The sequence below is a fragment of the Streptomyces sp. SM18 genome, assembly GCF_002910775.2.
In the GTDB taxonomy this organism is placed as follows: Bacteria; Actinomycetota; Actinomycetes; order Streptomycetales; family Streptomycetaceae; genus Streptomyces; species Streptomyces halstedii.
In genome coordinates, this window is record NZ_CP029342.1 from 7,547,141 (window position 1) to 7,569,542 (window position 22,402).

General features: G+C 73.8%; 11 protein-coding genes. 10 read left to right on the top strand and 1 reads right to left on the bottom strand.

Going from position 1 to position 22,402, the window contains the following annotated elements:
* Position 1: 1 nt before the first annotated feature.
* From B9S64_RS33380 to B9S64_RS33405, 6 genes are all read left to right on the top strand, one after another.
* Complete coding sequence (locus tag B9S64_RS33380; RefSeq protein ID WP_103491549.1) at positions 2-9,967, top strand: non-ribosomal peptide synthetase; 9,966 nt, start codon at positions 2-4, stop codon at positions 9,965-9,967.
* On the top strand, positions 9,964-11,364 hold the full coding sequence (locus tag B9S64_RS33385; protein WP_103491550.1) for an MDR family MFS transporter: 1,401 nt from the start codon (positions 9,964-9,966) through the stop codon (positions 11,362-11,364). Before B9S64_RS33380 ends, B9S64_RS33385 begins: the two co-directional genes overlap by 4 nt.
* Positions 11,361-12,248: a thioesterase II family protein gene (locus tag B9S64_RS33390; RefSeq protein ID WP_103491551.1), complete on the top strand. Its 888-nt coding sequence runs from the start codon at positions 11,361-11,363 to the stop codon at positions 12,246-12,248. The genes B9S64_RS33385 and B9S64_RS33390 overlap by 4 nt, the downstream gene beginning before the upstream one ends.
* 172 nt (positions 12,249-12,420) lie before the next feature.
* Positions 12,421-13,524: a serine protease gene (locus tag B9S64_RS33395; RefSeq protein WP_103491552.1), complete on the top strand. Its 1,104-nt coding sequence runs from the start codon at positions 12,421-12,423 to the stop codon at positions 13,522-13,524.
* A gap of 167 nt (positions 13,525-13,691) precedes the next feature.
* Complete coding sequence (locus B9S64_RS33400) at positions 13,692-14,864, top strand: ABC transporter substrate-binding protein (RefSeq protein WP_103491553.1); 1,173 nt, start codon at positions 13,692-13,694, stop codon at positions 14,862-14,864.
* Between the two features lie 7 nt (positions 14,865-14,871).
* Complete coding sequence (locus tag B9S64_RS33405; protein WP_103491554.1) at positions 14,872-16,092, top strand: fumarylacetoacetate hydrolase family protein; 1,221 nt, start codon at positions 14,872-14,874, stop codon at positions 16,090-16,092.
* Positions 16,093-16,297: 205 nt separating this feature from the next.
* Here B9S64_RS33405 and B9S64_RS33410 read toward each other — a convergent pair whose 3' ends face one another.
* Positions 16,298-17,353, bottom strand: a complete 1,056-nt coding sequence (locus B9S64_RS33410; protein ID WP_103491555.1) for a LacI family DNA-binding transcriptional regulator — start codon at positions 17,351-17,353, stop codon at positions 16,298-16,300.
* A gap of 255 nt (positions 17,354-17,608) precedes the next feature.
* Here B9S64_RS33410 and B9S64_RS33415 point away from each other — a divergent pair, with 255 nt between their 5' ends.
* The 4 genes from B9S64_RS33415 to B9S64_RS33430 all read left to right on the top strand — a co-directional run bounded on the left by B9S64_RS33415 (position 17,609) and on the right by B9S64_RS33430 (position 22,387).
* Entirely contained in the window at positions 17,609-18,805 is a 1,197-nt protein-coding gene (locus tag B9S64_RS33415; protein ID WP_103491556.1) for a CaiB/BaiF CoA-transferase family protein, read from the top strand.
* Between the two features lie 99 nt (positions 18,806-18,904).
* Complete coding sequence (locus B9S64_RS33420) at positions 18,905-20,284, top strand: MFS transporter (protein WP_181012310.1); 1,380 nt, start codon at positions 18,905-18,907, stop codon at positions 20,282-20,284.
* Between the two features lie 2 nt (positions 20,285-20,286).
* Positions 20,287-20,724 carry a MaoC family dehydratase gene (locus B9S64_RS33425; protein WP_103491558.1) on the top strand — a complete coding sequence of 146 codons (438 nt, stop codon included), beginning with the start codon at positions 20,287-20,289 and terminating at the stop codon, positions 20,722-20,724.
* A 67-nt stretch (positions 20,725-20,791) separates the two neighbouring features.
* The gene (locus tag B9S64_RS33430; protein WP_219818784.1) at positions 20,792-22,387 is read left to right on the top strand and encodes an aldehyde dehydrogenase (NADP(+)); all 1,596 of its coding nucleotides are present in this window, start codon (positions 20,792-20,794) and stop codon (positions 22,385-22,387) included.
* The last annotated feature ends 15 nt before the right edge of the window (positions 22,388-22,402 follow it).

Here is a 22,402-nt window from a genome sequence, read left to right on the forward strand (position 1 = left end):
GTTGAGCACCGCAAGCGTGTCCTCGACCGGCCTTCTCGCCCTGACCCGCGCCCAGTTGGGCATCTGGAACGCCCAACGCCTGGAGCCGGACTCGCCCTACTACCTGGTGGGCGACGTGGTGGAGATATCCGGCGGTGAACCGGTCGACACCGACGCACTGGCCGAGGCGGTCCGGGCCACCACCCAGGAGGCCGAGACGCTGCGCCTGCGGGTGTACGACACCCCCGAGGGGCCACGCCAGGCGGTCAGCGACGAGCCGGTCGCGCCGCCCGAGGTGCTCGACGTCAGCACGGCCCCCGATCCGGCGGCCGCCGCCCAGGCCCTCGTGGATGCCGAGCGGGCGCGGGCGGGCGAGGCGTGCCGGGGCATGGTGGACCGGCCGCTCTACTCACGTACCGTCATCCGGCTCTCCGACCGGGAGGTCTGGTACACCCAGCTCGGCCACCACCTGGTCTTCGACGGCTACACCGCCGCGATGCTCGCCCGCCGCACCGGCGCCCACTACACCGCCCTGGTGCGGGGGACCGAGCCCGCCCCGTCCACCTTCGGCGGCTTCGCCCGGCTCGTCGCCGCCGACCAGGCCTACCGGGACAGCGACCGGTTCACCGAGGACCGCGCCTACTGGGTCGAGCGGTTCACCCCGCTGCCCGACCTGGGGGAGACCGGCACCGCGGCCGGCCCACCCGACAGCACGCTCACCGCCCGTGCCGTCCTCACCCCCGAGGAGACGGCGCGGCTGCGCGCGTTCGCCGACGCCGAGGGCGTCACCTGGGGCGAGGCGCTGATCGCCGGGTACGCCGCCTTCCTGCACCGCGTGCTGGCCCGCACCGACGTGGTGTTCGCCCTGCCCCTGATGTGCCGGGCGGGCTCGGTCGAGCTGCGTACCCCCGCCATGGCGGTCAACGTGCTGCCCCTGCGGGTGACCGTGCGCGGCGGCGACCGGCTCGGCGAGCTGAGCCGGCGGGTGGCCACGGCCATGCGCGAGACGCGCGAGCACCAGCGCTACCGGGGCGAGGACCTGCCCCGGGACCTCGGGGTGCCCGGCGCGGGAGCGCTGCTGCACGGACGCGGCATCAACCTCAAGGCGTTCGACCTGGCCATCGACTTCGCCGGGTCCGGCGGCGTGATGCGCAACGTCGCCGGCGGCCCGCCGGAGGACATGGGCCTGAGCGTCCTGCCGACCCGCGACGGCGGCCTGCTGCTCGGCTTCGAGGTCGACGCGCGGACCAACGACCAGGCCGGGGTCGACGGACTGCTGTCCGGGCTGCGGACCCTGCTGGCCGCGCTCGTGGACGGACGGCCCGTCGGACGGATCGCCCTGACCGGCGACGTGGACCGGCTGATGGAGCCCTGGTGCCCGCCCGCGCTGCCCGGCACCCCCGTGGACGTGCCCACCGCCTTCGACGCGATGGCCGCCGCCGGCGCGGAACGTACCGCCCTGGTGTGCGGCCGGGAGCGGCTGTCGGCGGCGGAGCTGGCCGCCCGGGTGCACCGGCTCGCCCGTGCGCTGCGGGCCCGGGGGATCGGACCCGACGACGTCGTGGCGCTCGCCCTGCCGCGCTCGGCCGACTCGGTCGTCGCCCTCCTCGCGGTGCTCGACGCGGGCGCCGCCTTCCTGCCCCTGGACGCCGCCCACCCGCCCGAGCGGCTGCGCGAGCTGGTCGACGACACCCGCCCCGCCCTGGTGGTGAGCGCCGGGGCGCTCGACGGACTGCCGTGGAAGACCCTGCTCGACGAGGCCGCCGAGCTGTCCGGCGCGCCCCTGACGGCCGCCGAACTGGCCGCGCCCCGCCACCCCGAGCACCTCGCCTACGTCATCCACACCTCCGGATCCACCGGACGCCCCAAGGGCGTACTCGGCCGGGCCGGCGGCCTCGCCGCGCTGCTGCACCACCAGCGCGCCACCGTCGTCGCGGAGGCCGAACAGGCGGCGGGCCGACGGCTGCGCGCCGCCCACACCTACTCCTTCGCCTTCGACTCCGCCTTCGACCACCTGGTGTGGCTGCTGTGCGGGCACGAACTGCACGTCTACGACGCCGAGACCATCCGCGACGCCGACGCCCTGCTCACCGCGTACGCCCGTGACGGCATCGACATCGTGGACACCACGCCCTCGATGGCCGCGCCGCTGGTCGAGGGCGGCCTGCTGGACCTGCGCCCCACGCTGCTGGTCCTCGGCGGCGAGGCCACCCCGCCCGCGCTCTGGCGGCGCGTCGCCGAGTCCGGGACGACCGCGCGCAACATGTACGGGCCGACCGAGGCGACCGTGGACAGCACCACCGCACGCCTCGACGACGGCGAGCCCACGATCGGCCGGCCGCTCGCCGGCACCCGGACCTATGTGCTCGACAGCGCCCTGCAACCCGTACCGCACGGCACCACCGGCGAGCTGTACCTGGCCGGCCCGCACCTGGCGCGCGGCTACCTCGGCAGGCCGGGAGCCACGTCCGAACGCTTCGTCGCCGACCCGTTCGGCGCGCCGGGGGAGCGGATGTACCGCACCGGCGACCTCGCCCGCTGGGTGCCCGGCCGGGGACTGGAGTACGGCGGCCGGGGCGACGGCCAGATCAAGATCCGCGGACACCGGGTGGAGACCGGCGAGGTCGAGGCGGCCCTCTTCGCCGTGCCGGGGGTCACCGCGGCCGCCGCCCGGGTGCTGTCGTCCCGGCTGGTCGGCTACGTCGTGTCCGCCTCGGTCACCGGCGACGCGGTGCGCGCCCACCTCGCCGGGCGGCTGCCCGACCACCTGGTGCCCTCGGCGGTGGTGGTGCTGGCCGAACTGCCCCTCACCCCCAACGGCAAGCTCGACCGCGCCGCCCTGCCCGCGCCCGCGTCGTCCGGCGGGGGCCGGGAGCCGAGCACCGAGCGGGAGCGCCTGCTGTGCGGTGTGCTCGCAGAGGTGTTCGAGACCGAACGCGTCGGTGTGGACGACGACTTCTTCGGCCTCGGCGGGGACAGCATCACCGCGATCACCGTCAGCAGCAGGCTGCGGGCCGTCGGCCTCGGACTGCGGCCACGCGACCTTCTGGCCCGCCGGGGCTTCGCCGCGCTCGCCGCCTCCGCCGAACTGCTGGAGGACGTGCCCGGACCGGTGGACGACCCGACCGGGACCGTACCCGCCCCGCCCATCGTGCGCGGCCTGCTCGACCCGCACCCGGACGTGTACACCGTCGCCGGATACGCGCAGTGGACCGCCCTGAGCGTCGACGCACTCGGCCTCGGTGAGCTGACCACCGGTGTGCAGAGCGTGCTCGACCACCACGACGCCCTGCGGCTGCGGGTGGCCGACGGCCTGGAGGTGCTGCCCCGCGGCACGGTGCGGGCCGTCGTCGACGAGGTCCGCGGCGAGGACACGACCGGACTGGCCCGCCGGCTGGCGGGCCAACTCGACCCGGGGACCGGCGACCTGCTGCGAGCGGCCATACTCCGCACCGGCGACCACACGCCGGACCGGCTGGTCGTCGTCGTGCACCACCTCGCCATGGACGGCGTGTCCTGGCGCGTCCTGCTGCCCGACCTGCACACGGCCTGCGGGGGCGGCGCTCTCGACCCGGTCGGGACGTCCTGGCGTCGGCACGCCCTGCTGCTCGCCGAACAGGGCACCTCCGGTGCGCGACGCGGCGAACTCGACCACTGGCGTACCGCACTGGCCTCCGCCTCCCGGCTGGGCACCCGGCCACTGGACACGGCGCTCGACACGGTCTCGACCGCGCACCGCTCGGTCACCGTGGCCTCGCCCGAGGTCACCGAGGCGCTGCTGACCACGCTGCCCGCCGCCTACCGCGCCGGGGTGGACGAGGTGCTGCTGGCGGCGCTCGTGCTCACCCTGCGGCGCCGGGGCCTGTCCGGCGACGCGGTGACCGTGTCGATGGAGGGCCACGGCCGCGAACACCTCGACCTGTCCCGCACGGTCGGCTGGTTCACCAGTGAGTACCCGGTCCGCGTCCCCGCCGCCGACGATCCCGGGCGGGCCCTGCGCGCCGCCAAGGAGGCCCGGCGCGCCGTGCCCGACGGCGGCGTCGGATACGGGGTGCTGCGCCACCTCGACCCGGAGGCCGCCGCCGAACTCTCGGCCACCCCGCCCCCGGACGTGCTCCTCAACTACCTCGGGCGCTTCGCCCCGTTGGCCGCCACCGGATGGCGGCTGCCGGAGCGCGACGCCTTCTCGGTGATCGAACCGGACGCCAAGGCCCTGGAACAGGTGCTGGCCCTGAACTGCTTCGTCCACGAGGAGGGCGCGCCCCGGCTCGCCGTCGAGTGGACCGCCGCGACCGGGGTGCTCGGCACCGACGCCGTGGCCGCCCTCCAGGAGGCGTGGGCCGAAACCCTGGACACCCTGGCCGAGCACGCCCGGCACACCCAGGGCGGGCTCACCCCGTCCGACCTTCCGCTGGTCACCCTCGACCAGCCGGCCATCGACGCCCTCGAACGCACCGGCCGGGTGGCCGACGTCCTGCCCGCCACCCCGCTCCAGGTCGGGCTGTCCTTCCACACCCTGGTCCGCGACGACGAGACGACCGACGTCTACGTCGTCCAGGCCGTGACCACCCTGGCCGGTGAGCTGGACCCGGACCGGATGGCCGAGGCCGCCCGCGAACTGCTGCGCCGCCACCCCGCCCTGCGCGTGTACCTGGGCACGGCCGGGGACGAGGTGGTGCAGGTGATCCCCGCCGACATCGCCCTGGACTGGCGGGTGGACGACCGCTTCCCCGAAGCCGCGCGCGCCGAACTCGACCGCCCGTTCGACACCGGCCGGCCGCCGCTGATCCGCTTCCTGCTCTCCCGTGTCGGACCCGGCACCCACAAACTGGTCATCACCAACCACCACGCCCTGCTCGACGGCTGGTCGATGCCCCTGGTCGGCCGCACCCTGCTCGCCCTCTACGCCGAGCTGAGCGGCGGACCCGCCGCGCCCGCCTCCCCGCCCCTCTCGGAGTACTTCCGGTGGCTGGCGGACCGGGACCGGGACGTGTCGCTCGCCGCCTGGCGGGACGCGCTGGCCGGCGTGGACGAGGCGACGCGGCTGGCACCCGCGAGCACCGGCACCGCCGTCGAGCGGCCCGGCCGCGAAACCGTGGGCCTGGGACGCGCGTTCAGCGACCGGCTGCGCGCGTTCGCCCGCGACGAGGGCGTCACCCTGACCACGGTGCTCCAGACCGCGTGGGGCCTGCTGCTGGGCAGGCTCACCGGCCGCCTCGACGTCGTGTTCGGCTGCCCGGTCTCCGGGCGGCCCGCCGAGGTCGAGGGCGTGGAGTCGATGATCGGCCAGCTCGGCACCACCATCCCGGTACGCGTCCGGCACACCCGGGACATGACGGCACGTGACCTCATGGCGCAGGTGCACGACGAGAGCGTCGCCCTGGCCGAGCACCACCACGTCGGTCTGCCCGAGATCCAGCGCGCGACGGGCATCGGTGAACTCTTCGACACGATGCTGGTGATGGAGAACTTCCCGCTCTCCAGCCGCAGGCGCACCCCGCTCGCCCCCGGACTCGACCTGACCGGCGTGGACATCACCGACGCCACGCACTACGCGCTGACCGTCATCGTGATCCCCGACGACGAGATCACGATCGGCCTCGGCTACCAGCCGAGCGCCTTCACCGAGGCGACCGTGCGCGACTACGGCCGCTGGCTGCACAACCTCCTGCGGGAGATCGTGGACGACCCGGCGCGGCCCGCCGTCCGGCTGCCCGCGCTCGACGCCGACGAACGGGCGCGCGTCCTGCGCACCGGCACCGAGACCGTCGCCGCCGAACCCCGCGGCCCCTGGCTGGACGTGTTCGCCGGCTGGGTGGCCCGCAAGCCCGGTGCCGAGGCCCTGGTCTGCCGCGACCGCGCCCTGAGCTACGCCGAGCTGGACCGGCGGGCCAACCAGGTCGCGAACGCGCTGATCGCGCTCGGGGTCCGGCCCCAGGACCCGGTCGCGGTCCTGCTCGGCCGCGACATCGAGATGACCGTCGCCCTGTTCGGCGTGGTCAAGGCCGGCGCGGTGTACGTACCCATGGACACCGGCTACCCGCGTGAGCGACTCGCGTACATGTTCGATGACATCGCCCCGGCCGCCGCCGTGACGACCGGCGCCGACCTGCCCGTGGACCGTGCGGTCCCGGTCCTGCGCCTGGACGACCCGGCCGCCCTCGCCTCCGTCCCGGACACCGACCCCGCCGAGGCACGCGCCCGGCTCACCGACGACGCCCTCGCCTACGTCATCTACACCTCCGGCACCACCGGCCGCCCCAAGGGCGTCGGCGTCACCCACCGGGGCGTACCCGACCTGATCGCGCTTCAGGAAGAGGTCGTCGGCGTCACCGAGCACGACCGCTACCTGCACTTCGCGTCGACCGGCTTCGACGTCGCGTTCTGGCAGACCATGGTGCCCCTGCTGTCCGGCGGCACCTCCGTGATCGCGCCCGAGGAGGTGCGCGTCCCCGGCGACGAACTCCTCGACTACATCGCCGAGCACCGGGTGACCGGGGTGAACCTGCTCCCCTCGTTCCTGGCGGCGATGCCCGACGACCGCACCGTCGGCCCCGACGTGTTCTTCGTCGTCGGCGCCGAACGCCTCGACCCCGAGCTGGCACGGCGCTGGGGCCGGGGACGCAAGGCGCTGTTCAACGCCTACGGGCCCACCGAGGTCACGATCAACTCCACGACCTGGCGGTACGACCCGGACGACGCCGGACCGCTGCCGATCGGCCGCCCCGACCCCGACGTCCGCGCCTACGTCCTCGACGGCGGCCTCCAGCCGGTCGGCACCGGCGTGACCGGCGAGCTGTACCTCGGCGGACCGAGCCTGGCCCGCGGCTACCTCGGCCGCCCCGGCCTGACCGCCTCGACCTTCGTGGCCGACCCGTTCGGCCGGCCCGGGGAGCGCGTCTACCGCACGGGCGACCTGGTGCGCTGGCGCCCCGACGGGCAACTGGTGTTCCTCGGCCGCGCCGACCACCAGGTCAAGATCCGGGGCTTCCGGGTCGAGCTGGGCGAGATCGAGGCGACCCTGACCGGCCACCCCGATGTGCGCGCCTGCGCCGTGATCATGCGGGAGGGCAGGCTCGTCGGCTACGTCATCCCCACCGACGACGCCGACCTGGACACCGACCGGCTGCGCGCGTACCTCGCCCGTGAACTGCCCGACCACATGGTGCCGACGGCCCTCGTGCCCATCGACCGGCTGCCGCTGAGCACCGGCGGCAAGCTCGACGCCGCCGCGCTGCCCGCCCCCGAGGTCACCGCCGCCGCACGGCGCGAACCGGCCACCGAGGCCGAAGCCGTGCTGCTCGGTGTCTTCCAGGACGTCCTGGGCACCGACGACATCGGCCTGGACGACGACTTCTTCGCCATCGGCGGCGACAGCATCGTCTCCCTGCAAGTGGTCTCCCGGGCCCGACGCCACGGGCTCGGCCTCACCGCGCGGGACGTCTTCGAAGGGGAGACGGTCGCCGGGATCGCGGCGCGGGCCCGCGCCCTCGACGGCGACGAGGCACCCGCGGTCGGAGACGCGCCGCTGACCCCGGTCATGCGCGACCTGCTGCGCCGCGCGGGCGCCGCCGCGGACGGCTTCTGCCAGTGGGTGGAGATCTGCGTCCCGCCCGGCGGCGACGAGGAGACCTGGCGGACCGTGCTGGACGCGGTCCTCGCCCGCCACGACGTCCTACGGGCCCGCCTGACCGGTGACGTACTGCGCGTCCCGCCGGCCGGCGCGGTCACCGCGGCGGACGTGCTCACCCGCGTACCGGCGACCGGCGACCTCCGGGCGGCCACCGACGCCGCGACCGCGGCGGCCCAGGACTCGATGGACCCGCGCACCGGCCCTCTGCTGCGCGCCGTGTGGGTGGACGCGGGCCCGGACCGGCCCGGCCGGCTCGTCCTGGTCGCCCACCACCTGGCCGTCGACGGCGTGTCCTGGCGGATCCTGCTGGACGACGTGGAGCACGCCCACTCCGGCGGCACCCTGGCCCGGCACGGCCAGTCCTTCCTCGGCTGGGCGCGTGCCCTGCGCGACGCCGACCGGAGCCCCGAACTGCCGCACTGGCGGCGGATGACGGCCACCGAACCCCTCACCCGCCCCCTCGATCCCGCCCGCGACACCGTGGCCACCGCGAGGCACCACGAGATCCGGCTCGACACCGACGCGACCCGCGCCCTGACCACCACCCTGCCCGCCGCCTACCGCACCACGCCCGACGCCGTGCTGCTGACCGCGCTCGCCCAGGCCGTACGGGAGTGGCGCGGGACGAACCGGCTGCTGGTCGCACTGGAGAGCCACGGCCGCCCTCGCCAGGTCGATCTCTCCCAGACCGTCGGCTGGTTCACCGCCGTCCACCCCGTGCTCCTCGATGCGGACGACGACGTGAAGGCGGTCGGGGAACGGCTGCGCGCCCAGGGCGACGGTCTCGGCCACGGCATCCTCACCACCGCCGGCCTGCTCGACCCGGCCCGACCGGAGATCGCCTGGAACTACCTCGGCCGCTACCCCGGCGCCCCCGCAGAGGAGACGCCGTGGCAGGCGCCCCCGGACGCCGACCCGCTCGGCTCCGGCGGCTCCGACGCGATGCCCCTGCCCCACACCCTGATGGTCAACGCCCTCGTCCGCGACGACGCCCTCGGCGTCCGGATCACCTGGCCGTCCGCGCTGTTCACCCCCGCCGAGATCGAGGACCTGGCCGGACATCTGCGGACCGCGCTCCTGCGCACCGCCGCCGCCCCGGAGATCCGGGCACTCGGCCCCGACCGCCCGGTCGCCGGAATCCAGCCACTCACCCCCTTGCAGGAGGTGATGCTGCGTCACTCCCGCACCGAGCGCCCCGACCCGTACACCGTGCAGTCGGCGTTCACCCTCACCGGCCCGCTCGACTTCGACGCCCTGCGCGCCGCCGGAACCGGTCTCCTGGAGCGCCACCCCAACCTGGGCGCCGTGTTCCCCGCCTCCCTGGCGGTGATCCCCACGACACTCCGCCCGGACTTCCGGGTGGTGGACGGACCGGCCGAGGAGGCCCTCGCCGCCGATCTGGCCGAACCCTTCGACCTCGACCGGGGCCCCCTGGTCCGGCTGACCGTGATCCGGCGCGGACCCGACCACGCCGACCTGGTCCTGACCACCCATCACGTGCTCTCCGACGGCTGGTCGGCCCCGCGCATCCTCACCGAACTCTTCGCCCTCTACACCGCCCGGCTCAAGGGCCAGGACCCGGACCTGCCCGACCCCGTCCCCTTCGACGCCTACCTGCGCTGGTGCGCCGACCACGAGCCCGGCCTCGACGCCTGGGCGGCCGAACTCGACGGCCTGCCCGAAGGCGACCACCTCGGCACCGGAGAACCCGGCCCGGCCTGGCAGGAACCCGAGGTCATCGACTTCGACCCGGACCTGGTGGCCGACCTCACCCGCCTCGCCGCCCGGCGCGGCCTGACCCGGAACACGCTGGTCCAGGGTGCCTGGGCGGTCCTGCTGGCCAGGCGCTCCGGCCGCACGGACGTCTGCTTCGGCGCCATGGTCGCCTCCCGCCCCCCGGAGCTGGAGGGCGTCGAGGAGATCATCGGGCTGCTCGCCAACACCGTGCCGGTACGGGCACGGCTCGGCGGGACACTCGCCGAGACGCTCACCGATCTCCAGTCCCGCCAGCGCGCCCTGGTGGAGCACCAGCACGTCGCCCTGTCCGACCTGGAGCGGCTGACCGGCCGCCGCCGGCTGTTCGACAGCCTGGTGGTGTTCGAGAACTACCCGGTCGACCCGGAGCGTCTGCGCGAACCCGCCCCCGGGCTCAGGGTCGTCGCGACCCGCTTCCGCGAGGCCACCCACCACCCGGTGACCCTGACGGTCATGCCCGAGGGCGACGGCTGGACCGGTGTCCTCGCCCACCGGGCCGGGGTGGACGCGCAGGGCCTCGCCGAGGACCTGCTCGACCTGCTCCGCACCCTCGGCAAGCGCCTCGACGACGACGTGCTCACCCTGGTGGAGGACCGATGAGCGGGGACACCGTGCCGCCCGTGGAACGCGTGGACCGGCACCTGCTGCGGGTCGCGTTCATCCTGGTGCTCGGCACCTTCATGGCCACGCTGGACGCCACCATCGTCAGCGTCGGCATCGACACCCTGACCGACGAGTTCGACGCGTCCGTCGCGGAGATCCAGTGGGTCACCACCGCCTACCTGCTGGCCGTGGTCGGCGCGGTGCCCGCCTCCGGCTGGCTGGCCGACCGGTTCGGCGGCAAGCGGACCTGGCTCGCCGCCGTGGGTGTGTTCCTGCTCGGCTCCGTCCTGTGCGCCCTGGCCTGGTCGGTGACCAGCCTGATCGTGTTCCGGGTCGTCCAGGGCCTCGGCGGAGGGCTGCTGCCCGCGACCGGGCAGGCGCTTCTGGCCCGCGTCGCCGGACCGAACCGCACCGGGCGGGTGATCAGCGTCGTCGCCGTCGTGCCGCTGCTGTCACCGGTGTTCGGCCCGCTGGTCGGCGGCTCCGTCCTCGCCGTCGGGACCTGGCCGTGGCTGTTCCTGATCAACCTGCCGATCGGTCTGGTCGCCGCGTTGCTCGCCCGCCGCCACGTCCCCGCGGTGCCGCCCTCGACCCGGCGGACGGCGTTCGACCTGCGGGGGGCCGCGCTGCTCTCGCCTGGCCTGGCCGTGCTGGTGTACGGGCTGACCGAGGTGGCCCACGGCCGTACGCTGCCCGCCGCGGTCGGCGTGACGGCGGGGCTGGCGATGCTGGCCGGCTTCACCGTGCACGGGCTGCGCACCCGCGCCACCCCTCTGGTGGACCCCCGGCTGTTCGCCCGGCCGCCGTTCGGCGCCGCCGCCCTCGCGCTGCTCGTCCTGGGCGCGTCGGTGTTCGGCACGATGTTCCTGCTGCCGCTGTACTTCCAGACCGGCCGGGGACTGTCGGCGTGGGAGGCCGGACTGCTGCTCGCCCCCCAGGGGCTGGGCGCGGCCGCCGGGTCGGTGCTGGTCAACCGCACCATCGACAAGGTCGCGCCGCGCACCTTGGTGGTGACCGGCATCGTGCTCATCCTCGCGGGCACGGTCCCCTTCACCCAGCTCGGCCACGAGGTCCCGGACACCGTGATCGCCGTGGCGCTCGCGGTCCGGGGCCTCGGGATGGCGATGGTCGGCGCCCCCGTGATGAACATCGTCTACAGCCGCATCGAGCCCGAGCAGCTGCCCCGTGCGTCCGGAGCGCTCAACCTGCTGAACACCGTGGGCGGTTCCCTGGGTACCGCCGCCCTCGCGGTGGTGCTGCAGAACCGGCTGTCCGCCCGTGGCCCGGACATCTCCTCGGCGTTCGCCGACACCTTCTGGTGGGTGCTCGGTTTCTGCCTGATCGCCGCCGCCGGAGCCACCAGGCTGCCCCGCACCCGGGCGAGGAAGGCATGACGCGCCCGTCCGCCACCGACGGCGCCCCGGAGACGACGTCCGTCCGTTCGAACGTTCCGAGCGGTCCGAGCGGGCCGCGCCGCGGCCGGGCCCCGCACGTCCTCAACCCGTGGATCCGACGGTGGAGCGGCGGCGGCGCCGCTCGTCTCCGGCTGATCTGCCTCCCGCACGCGGGCGGCGGCGCGAGCTTCTACCGTCCGTGGGCGGCACTGCTGCCCGGCGAGGTGGAACTGCTCGCCGTGCAGTACCCGGGCCGTGAGGACCGCTTCGGCGACCCCCTGATCGACACCATGGACGAGCTGGTCACCGTCCTCGCGGACGTCCTGCCGCCCCTGCTGGGCCGACCGTACGCGCTGTTCGGGCACAGCATGGGATCGGCGGTCGCCTGGGAACTGGCCCACGAGCTGGCCGCCCGCGGCGCACCGCCCCCGCGCCGGCTGTTCGTCTCGGGCCGCGCCGCCCCCGGCACCGCGGTGTCCGGAACCACGCACCGCCGGGGGGACGAGGAACTCTGCGCCGCACTGCGGCGGATGGGCGGCACCAGCGCCGACGTGCTCGACGATCCGGAGCTGCGGTCCCTGGTCCTGGGCGTCGTACGCAACGACTTCCGGCTCGTCGAGACACACCGCCCGGCCGTCCGGCCGCCACTGGACTGTCCCGTCCACGTCCTGACGGGCAGCGAGGACCCCGGTACGAGCCAGAGGCCCGGCCGCGACCGGACCGCCGGCTGGGCGGACCTCACCACCGCACCCGTGGAGGTGCGCACCTTTCCCGGCGGCCACTTCTACCTCACCCCCAGGCGCCGTGAGGTCGTCGCCACCGTTCTGCGGCGGATGGACCCCTCGCTGAGCACGGTCGGCCACGCCCGGCCCGGCGCCCGCTGATCCGGCCCGCACCGGCCCGCGCGCCCCCCGCACTCCTCACGGGTGTCCGGACCACGGGGTGCTCGCCCGGCCGGTGCGGCCGCCGTCAGCACCACCCGCCGGCCCGCCGTGCTGACACCGCACGCACACGTCTCTGACCGCTTCCTGACATCGCGTGCCTACTGTCCGGCGCATGCGCATACCGTCTCATCGCCCCCACAGTCAGCAGACCCGCAGGACCCTCCGCCACACGATCGGGGCCACCGTCGCCGTGTCGGCGGCCGTCGTCGCGCTGGTCACCCCGGCCGCGGCCGCCGACACCGCACCGCACGTCCCGTCGTCCGGCAGCGGCGGCACGGCGGGACCGGACACCACCACCACCCACGTCGGCGCCAGGACCGCACAGGAACGCAACCGGATCAACGCCTACTGGAGCCCTGAGCGAATGAAGCTCGCGGGTGCCATGATCCCCGAGATCACCCCCGTACCCGAGGACGACGACACACCGGACGACCCGCGGCCGCTTCCCCCGGGCACTCCGGAATCCGGGGCCGTGTGGACCCACGGCGGGGCGGCGGAGAGGACCGTCGGCCGGCTGTTCTTCACCTTCTCCGACGGCTACGACGGCAGTTGCACCGCGACGGTCGTCACGAGCGCCAACCGGAGTACGGTCATCACGGCGGCACACTGCCTGAGAGGCGTCGGCGCGCCTTCCGACGACGACACCTGGAACCACAACATCTACTTCGTGCCCGGCTACCGCAACGGAACGAAACCGCTCGGTGGCTTCAGCATCAGGACCATGGCCACCTCTTCCCGCTGGGACGCCGATCCGGACACCACCACGTCGTCGGACATCGCCGCCGCCGGCTACGACACGGGGCTCCTCGTGGTGAATCCCGCTGCCGGGGGCCACCCGGTCGAGGACGCCACCGGAAGCCAGCGCATCGGCTTCGACCGGCCCGTCCAGGACGCGTTCGTCCACACCTTCGGATACCCGAAGGGCGGACTCAACAGCCCCGGGGACAGGTACGTCGGATCCCGCATGATCCACTGCGCGGGCACGAGCCACCCCGGGCCCAAGGCCCCCCTGCTGTGGGGTGAGACCTGCGACATGTCGAGCGGGTCGAGCGGTGGACCTCACCTGGCCCACTTCGACACCCGCACCGGCACCGGCACCGTCGTGGGTGTCACCACCACCGACGACGAACTCGCGGGCGGGCAGAGCCCCACGCTCTACGCCACGCGCCTCGGTGACAGCGCCCACCGTCTCTACGACTGGGCGCAGTCGCGTTAGGCATCTCCGCCGAAGCACGGCTTCTGCCGCCGCGACCCGCGCCATGGGCGGGCCGCGGCGGCGCGAGGGGGTTTCGGCCGACCGGTCCCTGTAGTACGTTAGCGCTAACGGTAGCGCTAACGTAACCGTGGAGACCGCCTCCGCCCCACTCGCCGAAGGGTGCTTCCATGACCGACTACCGAGGGCTCACCTGGGACCATCCGCGAGGTACGGCCGCCCTGCGCGCCGCGGCCGCGCGGTTCTCCGGGGAGGGGCACGGGCACAGCCTGACCTGGGACAGCCAGCCGCTGGAGGGGTTCGAGTCCCACCCCATCGGCGATCTGTGCGCCCGGTACGACCTCGTGGTCCTGGACCACCCGCACCTCGGTGACGCGCTGGAGGCCGACGCGCTCCGGCCGCTGGACGACCTGCTGCCCGACGCGGTCCTCCAGGAGTGGCGGGCCGGGGCTGTGGGGTCCGCGACCCGGTCGTACACCCTGGACGGCCGCCTGTGGGCCGCCCCGCTCGACGTGGCGACGCAGGTCGCGGCCCTGCACCGGGCGGCGGTGCCCGAGCCCCCGCGGACCTGGACCGCCGCGCTGGAGCTGGCGGAGACGGTGCCGGGCGCGCTCTCCCTGGCCGGGCCGCACGCCCTGCTGACGTACTTCTCCCTCTGTGTGGCCCTCGGTGACGCCCCCGCCGTCCGGGCCGACGCCGTGCCCCTGGTCGGCCGGGAGGCCGGAGTGGCGGCGCTGGAGGCGATGCGCGCCTTCCTCGACCGCTGCGACCCCGCGACCGCCGGACTGAACCCGATAGCCCTGCTGGAACACGTCGCGGACGGCCGCGTCGCCTACTGCCCCTTCGTCTACGGCTACGTCAACTACGCCTCGGCCGAAGGCAGTCCCGTACGCTTCGCCGACGTCCCCCGGCTGAGCCCCGGCGGCCCGCTCGGTTCCGTCCTGGGCGGTACCGGACTGGCCCTCTCGCGCCGCGCCCCGGTGACCGAGGAGCTGGTCCGGCACATCGTCTGGCTGCTGTCCGCCGAGACCCAGCGGGGCTATCTGCCCCGCCACCAGGCCCAGCCCGCCCGGCGCGAGGCGTGGACCGACCCCGCCGTGAACGCCCACAGCGGCGACTTCTACGCCGACACCCTCGCCACCACCGAGAGCGCCTGGGTGCGCCCCCGCTATCCCGGCTACACGGAGTTCCAGCAGGTGGCCTCCGAGCTGATCCGGGACGGACTGCTGAACGGCCGCCCGGCCACCGCACTCCACGACGACCTGGAGGCGCTCCACCGCACCGCCGCCGAGGGCCGCGCCGCCCTCGGCGAGGAGCCCCCGGCCGTCCTCCACCGAAAGTAGGTCTCCCATGACACCCGGCATCCCCACGACCACGACGTCCCACGACCCCGGCACGGCACCGGACCTGGCCGCCGGCGGCCTCCTCCCCGAGGACGGCACGGCCGGAAGCCTGCTCGCCCGCGTCTGGAACCCCGACGCGGACGGGCCCTCCCCGGCCGCCGTCCGTGCGGACGGCGTCTACGACATCTCCGGGGACTTCTCCACCGTCTCCCTGCTGTGCGAGGAGAAGGATCCGGCCGCCGCGCTCGCCCAGGCCGCCGGTCCCAGGATCGCGGGCGTGGACGAGCTGCTGGCGCAGACCGTCCGCAGCCCCGACGACCCGCGCGTGGCGCGCTTCCTGGCCCCCACCGACCTCCAGCCGGTGAAGGCCGCCGGGGTCACCTTCGCGGCCTCCATGGTGGAACGGCTCATAGAGGAGCGGGCCAAGGGCGATCCGGGCGCCGCCGCGGGCATTCGCGCGGAGCTGGCCGAGGTGCTCGGGGGCGACCTGCGCAGTCTGCGCCCCGGGACGCCCGAAGCGGCCGAGGTCAAGCGGCGCCTGGTCGCCCGGGGTGACTGGAGCCAGTACCTGGAGGTCGGCATCGGGCCCGACGCGGAGATCTTCACCAAGGCGCTGCCGCTGTCGGCCGTGGGGCCCGCCGGCCGCGCGGGGGTGCTGCGCGAGTCGCGGTGGAACAACCCGGAGCCGGAGGTCGGCCTGGTGGTCTCCTCCCGGGGTGAGATCGTCGGCGCGACCCTCGGCAACGACGTCAACCTCCGTGACTACGAAGGACGTTCGGCGCTCCTGCTGCCCAAGGCCAAGGACAACAACGCCTCGTGCGTGCTGGGCCCCTTCGTCAGGCTCTTCGACGCCACCTTCGGCCTCGACCAGGTGCGGTCCACGACCGTGAGCATGGAGGTGGCGGGGGCGGACGGGTATCTGCTCCGGGGCACGTCGTCCCAGGCGGAGAGCAGCCGTACGCCGGAGGACCTGGTCCGGCAGCTGATGGGGGAGCACCACCAGTACCCGGACGGGGTGGTTCTGCTGCTCGGCACGATGTTCGCCCCCGTCAGCGACCGCGACGAGCCCGGCCGGGGATTCACCCACCGTCCCGGGGACGTCGTGCGCATCTCCACGCCGGAGCTCGGCACGCTGGCCCACGAGGTCCGGCACAGCCAGGACTGCGCACCGTGGGCCTACGGGGTACGGGCGCTGATGTCCGGCCTCGCCCGCCGCGGTCTGCTCTGACACCGGGGGCCGGGCGGCGACCGCCTCGGGCCACCCCGGCGGTTCCGTACGCGTGGCCAGGTCGGGGCCGCACGGTCCATCGCGCGGCCCGGTGCCGGGGGCCGGCTCCGTACGGGGCGGCCCCGCCGGTCCCGTACGGCCCACCGCCTTGTCGTCCCACGCCCGGCCTCTGCCACCGCCCCCGGCGCCCGGCAGGCGCCGGGCGTCAGGCGCTCTCGCGGCGGCGGATCTCGAACCCCATGTCCACCTTCGTCCGCTCCGGCCGCTCTCCCCGCATCCGGGTCAGCAGCATGCGGGCCGCCTCCTGGCCGATGGTGGTGTTGGGGAGGGCCACCGTGGTCAGCGCGGGCCGCAGCATCCGCGACAGCTCGAAGTCGCCGAACCCCGCCACGGCGATCTCCTCCGGTACCGCGATCCCGCGTGAAGTCGCCGCGAGCAGCGCTCCGTTGGCGTAGATGTCGGTCGAGAAGACGAGGACGTCGCTCTCCGGGTGCGCCTGCCGGGCGACCTCCAGCAGCCGTGCCCCCGACTCCAGGGCCAGCGGATAGGCGGAGGCGTCGACCACCCGCGGCTCCCGGCCCGGCCAGTACGTCTCCACCGCGCGCAGATAGCCGTCCAGCCGCCTGCGCGAGCGGTGGTCGCCCTCCAGCAGTGAACCGACGAAGCAGGGCGCGCGGTACCCGGCCTCGTGCAGGTAGGAGACCATCGCGTACATGGCGTCCTCGTTCGAGAACCCCACGAGGGTGTCCAGCGGGGTGTCGATCCAGTCCCAGGTCTCCACCACGGGCACGCGCGAGGCCTTGAGCATCTTGATCACCGCGGGACTGTGCAGGGCGCCCGTCATGAAGAACCCGTCGGGCCGCCGGCCGAGCAGCGAGCGGATGAGCTCCTCCTCCCGCTTGTCGTCGTAGTCCGTGTAGCCGAGCAGGAGTTGGTAGCCCTCGGGAGCCAGCACCGAGGACAGGCCGGTCAGCGTCTCGGAGAAGATGGAGGCGGACAGCGAGGGGATCACGGTGGCGACGATCTTGCTGCGGTTCGACGCCAGGTTGCGCGCGGACAGGTTGGGTACGTACCCGGCCTCGCGCAGCGCGGTCCGCACTCTGTCCCGGGTCTCCGGACTGACCTCGTCCGGTATCCGCAGGACCCGGGAGACGGTCTGCGCCGACACCCCGGCGATCGCGGCCACGTCCTGGAGTGTCACGGACCGGGTGCCGGAGCGGCGCCGGCGAACCGGATCCCCCGCGGCCTCGCGGCTGCTCATGCTGGTGTCGCCCCTCTGCGCTCACTGATGATCAGGATTGCGTTCCGCACAACTCTACGCAGTCGGGGGACCGGCTCCGCGCACCTGCCCGAACCCCTCACACATGAACGGCGACGCTCCGTGTCGTTGACGGCCGATGTCCGTCATGTTTCCTCGAAGGTCTTCTGTTAGCGCTACCGATAGCGCTAACATCAATCGAACGCGCAAGGCTCGTCCCTTTCGCACCCTTTCCGGCTCTATGTGAAGAGGCTGCTCATGAAGGTACTCGAAGGGATCCGTGTCCTCGATCTCTCGATCGCGATGTCCGGGCCGTTCGCCGCCATGAAGATGGCGGACCTGGGAGCGGACGTCATCAAGGTCGAGCCCACGAGCGGGGAGTGGCAGCGCCACGCGGCCGCGGGCGGCGCCCAGGGCAACGAGGTCAACGCCTCGTTCCTCTCGCTCAACCGCAACAAGCGCAGCCTCTCCGTCGACCTCAAGTCCGAGGAGGGTGGCCGGCTGCTGCGCGAACTGGTGGCCACCGCGGACGTGTTCCTGCAGAACTACCGCCCCGGAGTCGCCAAGCGCCTCGGGGTCGACTACGAGACGCTCAAGGCCCTCAAGCCCGACCTGGTCTACGTCTCCGTCTCCGGATACGGCGAGAGCGGCCCGTACGCCGCGCGGCCGGGGCAGGACCTCCTCCTCCAGGCCATGAGCGGAGCCCTGTTCAGTGCCGGCCGGCCCGGCGCCGCGCCGACGGCCGCCCCGTACTTCCTGGTCGACGCCTTCGCGGCCTACTCCGCGTTCGAAGGCGCCCTCGCCGCGCTCTTCCACCGCCAGCGGACCGGTGAGGGGCAGCTCGTCGAGGTCAACATGCTGGACGCGATCATCGCCGCCCAGATGCAGGAGATCTCCGTACGCACCGTGGGCGGGGTACGCCAGAGCCGCAGCGAACACATCCACGCCCACAGCTACATCCGCGCCCCGTACGGGATCTACCCCACCCAGGACGGATACCTCGCGCTGTCTTTCGCCGAGCCCGCGGTCCTCGCCGATCTGATGCGCGACCCCCGGCTGGCCGGCTACGAGGCGGAACGCGACGGCTTCACCGCGCGCGACGAGATCTCGGCGCTGGTCGAGGAGAACCTGCGCGGGCGGACCACCGCCGACTGGCTGGAGACGCTGGGGGCGGCGGGGGTGTGGTGCGGGCCCGTCTACGACTACGACCAGCTGATGGACGACCCGCAGGTGGTCCACAACGGCTCGTTCCTCACCTACGAGCACCCCACCGAGGGAACGGTCACCACCCCCGGATTCCCCTTCAAGCTGGCCGCCTCCCCGCAGACCGTGGAGCGCCCCGCTCCTGTCAACGGCCAGCACAGCCGGGAGGTGCTGAGCGAACTCGGACTCTCCGAGGACGCCATCGGCCGACTGGCGAAGGACGGCGTCGTTTTCTGCGGCACCGTCGCGTAGCCGGCCCGGCTCCGCACCCCCCCCACATACCCATCGAGCGCCGCAAGAGGGCTGAGCGCGCCCGTCAGTGAGATGATCCATCACAGCAATGGAGCGGATATGGATACGTCGACCCACGTCACACGCAGTGCCACCACACGGGCCCGCCGGGCCTCGATGGCCTCCGCGGTGGGCAGCCTGGTCGAGTGGTACGACTTCGGCCTCTACGGCGCCGCGGCGACCCTGATCTTCAAGGACTACTTCTTCGGGACCGACGACCCCTTCGTCGGACTCATGGCGGCGTTCGCCACCTTCGCGGTCGGCTACCTCGCCCGCCCCTTCGGGGGCATGGTGTTCGGGCACCTCGGAGACCGGATCGGCCGCAAGCCGGTCATGGTGGTGACCCTCGCGCTGATGGGCGTCAGCACCACGCTGATCGGTGTGCTCCCCGGCCACGACAGTGTGGGCGTCCTCGCCCCACTGCTCCTCGTCGTCCTGCGGCTGGCCCAGGGACTCGGCGCGGGAGCCGAGTACGCCGGGGCCGTGGTGCTGTCCTCCGAGTCGGCGCCCCCGGCACGGCGCGGTTTCTACGCCTCCTGGTCCGGCGCCGGCGTCTGGATCGGTTCGGCCCTCGGGCTCTCCGTCTTCCAAGGGGTGCTGGCGCTCACCGGCGACAGCTTCTACACCTGGGGATGGCGTCTGCCCTTCCTGCTGAGCCTGCTGCTGCTGGCCGTCTCCTTCTACATCCGCCGCAAGGTGGCGGAGACCGACTCCTTCGAATCCGTCAAGGAGTCCGAGGACGCCCCGAAGGTGCCGCTCGCCCACCTGCTGCGCACGCAGAAGCGGCGCCTGCTGGTGGCGCTCGGCTCCAACGTCATTCTGAGCGGGTACTCCTACATCCCGCAGGTGTGGATCCTCAGCTACCTCACGGACAACGTCGGCCTGGCAGCCGGTCTCGCACTGGCGGTGAACGCCGTGGTCCTGGTGTCGGGAGCCGTCTTCATGCCGTTCTTCGGCGCCCTCGGCGACCGCGTCGGACGGCGCAGGCTCTTCCTCTACGGAACCGCCTTCGGCATCCTGTGGCCCTTCCCGATGTTCGCGCTGATCGACACCCACAGCACCCCGGTGATCATCGCGGCGCTGGTGGTCTGCTTCGTCGGCTCCGTGACCGTCTGCTACGCCGCCCAGGCGGCCTTCCTCCCCGAGATGTTCCCGCCCGCGCTGCGCTACTCGGGAGTGGCGTTCGCCCGTGAGACGAGCGGAGCCCTCCTCGCGGGGACGACCCCGCTGGTGGCCACGGCCCTGTACAAGGTGGCGGACAGCTGGTGGCCCATCGCCGTCTGCATGGTCGTCTACGCGACGATCGCGCTCGTGTCCGTCCACTACTCCAAGTACTTCCGTTCGGACGCCCGCCAGAGCAGCGACTCCGACTTCGCCTCCGAGGACGCCTGGGTCTCCACCCTGGCCGACGGCGGACGCACGGCGAAGGCGGTGGTCTGACCATGCGGCTCGTGGAGCGGTTCTTCGAGGACTACACCGTGGGAGAGGCCCAGGAGGGCGGCTCACGGACGCTGGACCAGAGCGACATCAGCACCTTCGCCGGATTGACCATGGACTTCCACCCCGCCCACATGAACCGCGCCTTCGCCGAGGAGCGGTTCGGGGGCCGGCTCGTCCACGGTGTGCTCACCTTCGGTCTGGTCGTCGGGCTCACCGTCGAGTACAACCCCCGCGCGGTCGCGTACGGCTACGAGCGGATCCGGTTCCCCCGGCCCGTCCTCGCCGGCGACACCGTCTCGGCCCGCGGCGTCGTCACCGAACTGCGCGAGCACCGCAGGCCCGGCATCGGGCTGGTGACCAAGCAGTACACCGGGACCAACCAGGACGGCGAGACCGTCCTGTCCTGCCTGCACATCCTGGCCGTCGACCGCCGCGGCTGACCCGCCCCCGGGGGCGCGGCCTCCCGCCGCGCCCCCGCCACCCCCTGTTCTGACGAGGTACACAGCCATGCCCCACACTCTCGACGGAGCCATGTTCATCGGCGCCGAACGGCGTCACGGAACCGGTCCGGCGGCCCGCTCGGCCGACCCCCGGACCGACCGGCCGCTGGAACCGGCCTACCCCGCGGGCGGTGCGCGGGACGTCGCCGACGCGTGCGAACGCGCCGCTCGCGCCGCCGTACGCTACCGCTCGACGACCCCCGGCGAACGGGCCGCGTTCCTGGAGCGGATCGCCGACCGCATCGAGGCCCTCGGTGACGCGCTCGTCGACCGGGCCGTCACCGAGAGCGGCCTGCCGCGCGGACGCGTCACCGGAGAACGCGACCGCACCACCGGTCAGCTGCGCCTCTTCGCCGACGAGGTACGCGCCGGGGAGTGGGCCGAGGTGCGCGTCGATCCCGCTCCGCCCCTCGGCCGCCGTACGACGGGACCCGACCTGCGCCAGCGGCACCTGGCCGTCGGACCGGTGGCCGTCTTCGGCGCGAGCAACTTCCCGCTCGCCTTCTCGGTGGCCGGCGGGGACACCGCCGCGGCGCTGGCGGCGGGCTGCCCGGTGGTGGTGAAGGGCCACCAGGCCCATCTGGGGACCTCCGAGCTGGTCGGCTCCGCCGTGGCCGGCGCCGTCCAGGACTGCGGACTGCCCGAGGGGGTGTTCTCCCTCCTCTTCGGCGCGGGCAGCGACCTCGGACAGGCCCTGGTGGCCGATCCCCGGATCCGCGCGGTCGGCTTCACCGGCTCGCAGGCCGGCGGTCTCGCCCTGATGCGCACCGCGGCCGCCCGCCCCGTACCCATCCCGGTGTACGCCGAGATGAGCAGCGTCAACCCGGTCTTCCTGCTGCCGGGCGCCCTGCGCGAGCGGGCCGAGGACCTGGCGGAGGGCTTCACCGGTTCGCTGACGCTCGGCGCGGGCCAGTTCTGCACCAATCCCGGCCTGGTGATCGCCTCCGCCGGAGAGGGACTGGACCGGTTCGTCGCGTCCGCCTCGGCGGCCGTCGCCCGCAGCACCGCGCAGACCATGCTGACCTCCGGCATCCACCGGGCCTACGAGCGGGCCGTGGACGGCCTGCGGGCCGAGGCGGGCGTCCGGGAGATCGCCACCGGGCTGCCGGGAGAGGGCGAGAACACCGGGACGGCCCGGCTGCTCACCGTCGCCGCCGACGACTTCCTGACGAACCCCGGGCTCCAGGACGAGGCCTTCGGCGCCGCCTCGACCGTCGTCGTCTGCCGGGACCAGGAGCAGGTGGTCCAGGTGGCCCGTGCCCTGCGGGGACAGCTCACCGCGACGGTCCACCACGGGGAGGGCGACGGCCCGGCGGCGGCGGAGCTGCTGCCGGTGCTGGAGGACACCGCGGGCCGCGTGCTGTTCGACGGCTGGCCCACCGGGGTGGAGGTCAGCCACGCGATGGTGCACGGCGGGCCCTTCCCCGCCACCTCGGACGGGCGCGGCACCTCGGTGGGCACCCTCGCGATGCGCAGGTTCCTGCGCCCCGTCTGCTACCAGAACCTGCCCGCCGGACTCCTGCCGCCGGAGCTCTCGGACCACAACCCCTACGGCCTGCCCCGCAGGACCGACGGTGTCAGGCAGGAGGGCGCCACGACCTGACCACACGGGAGGGGC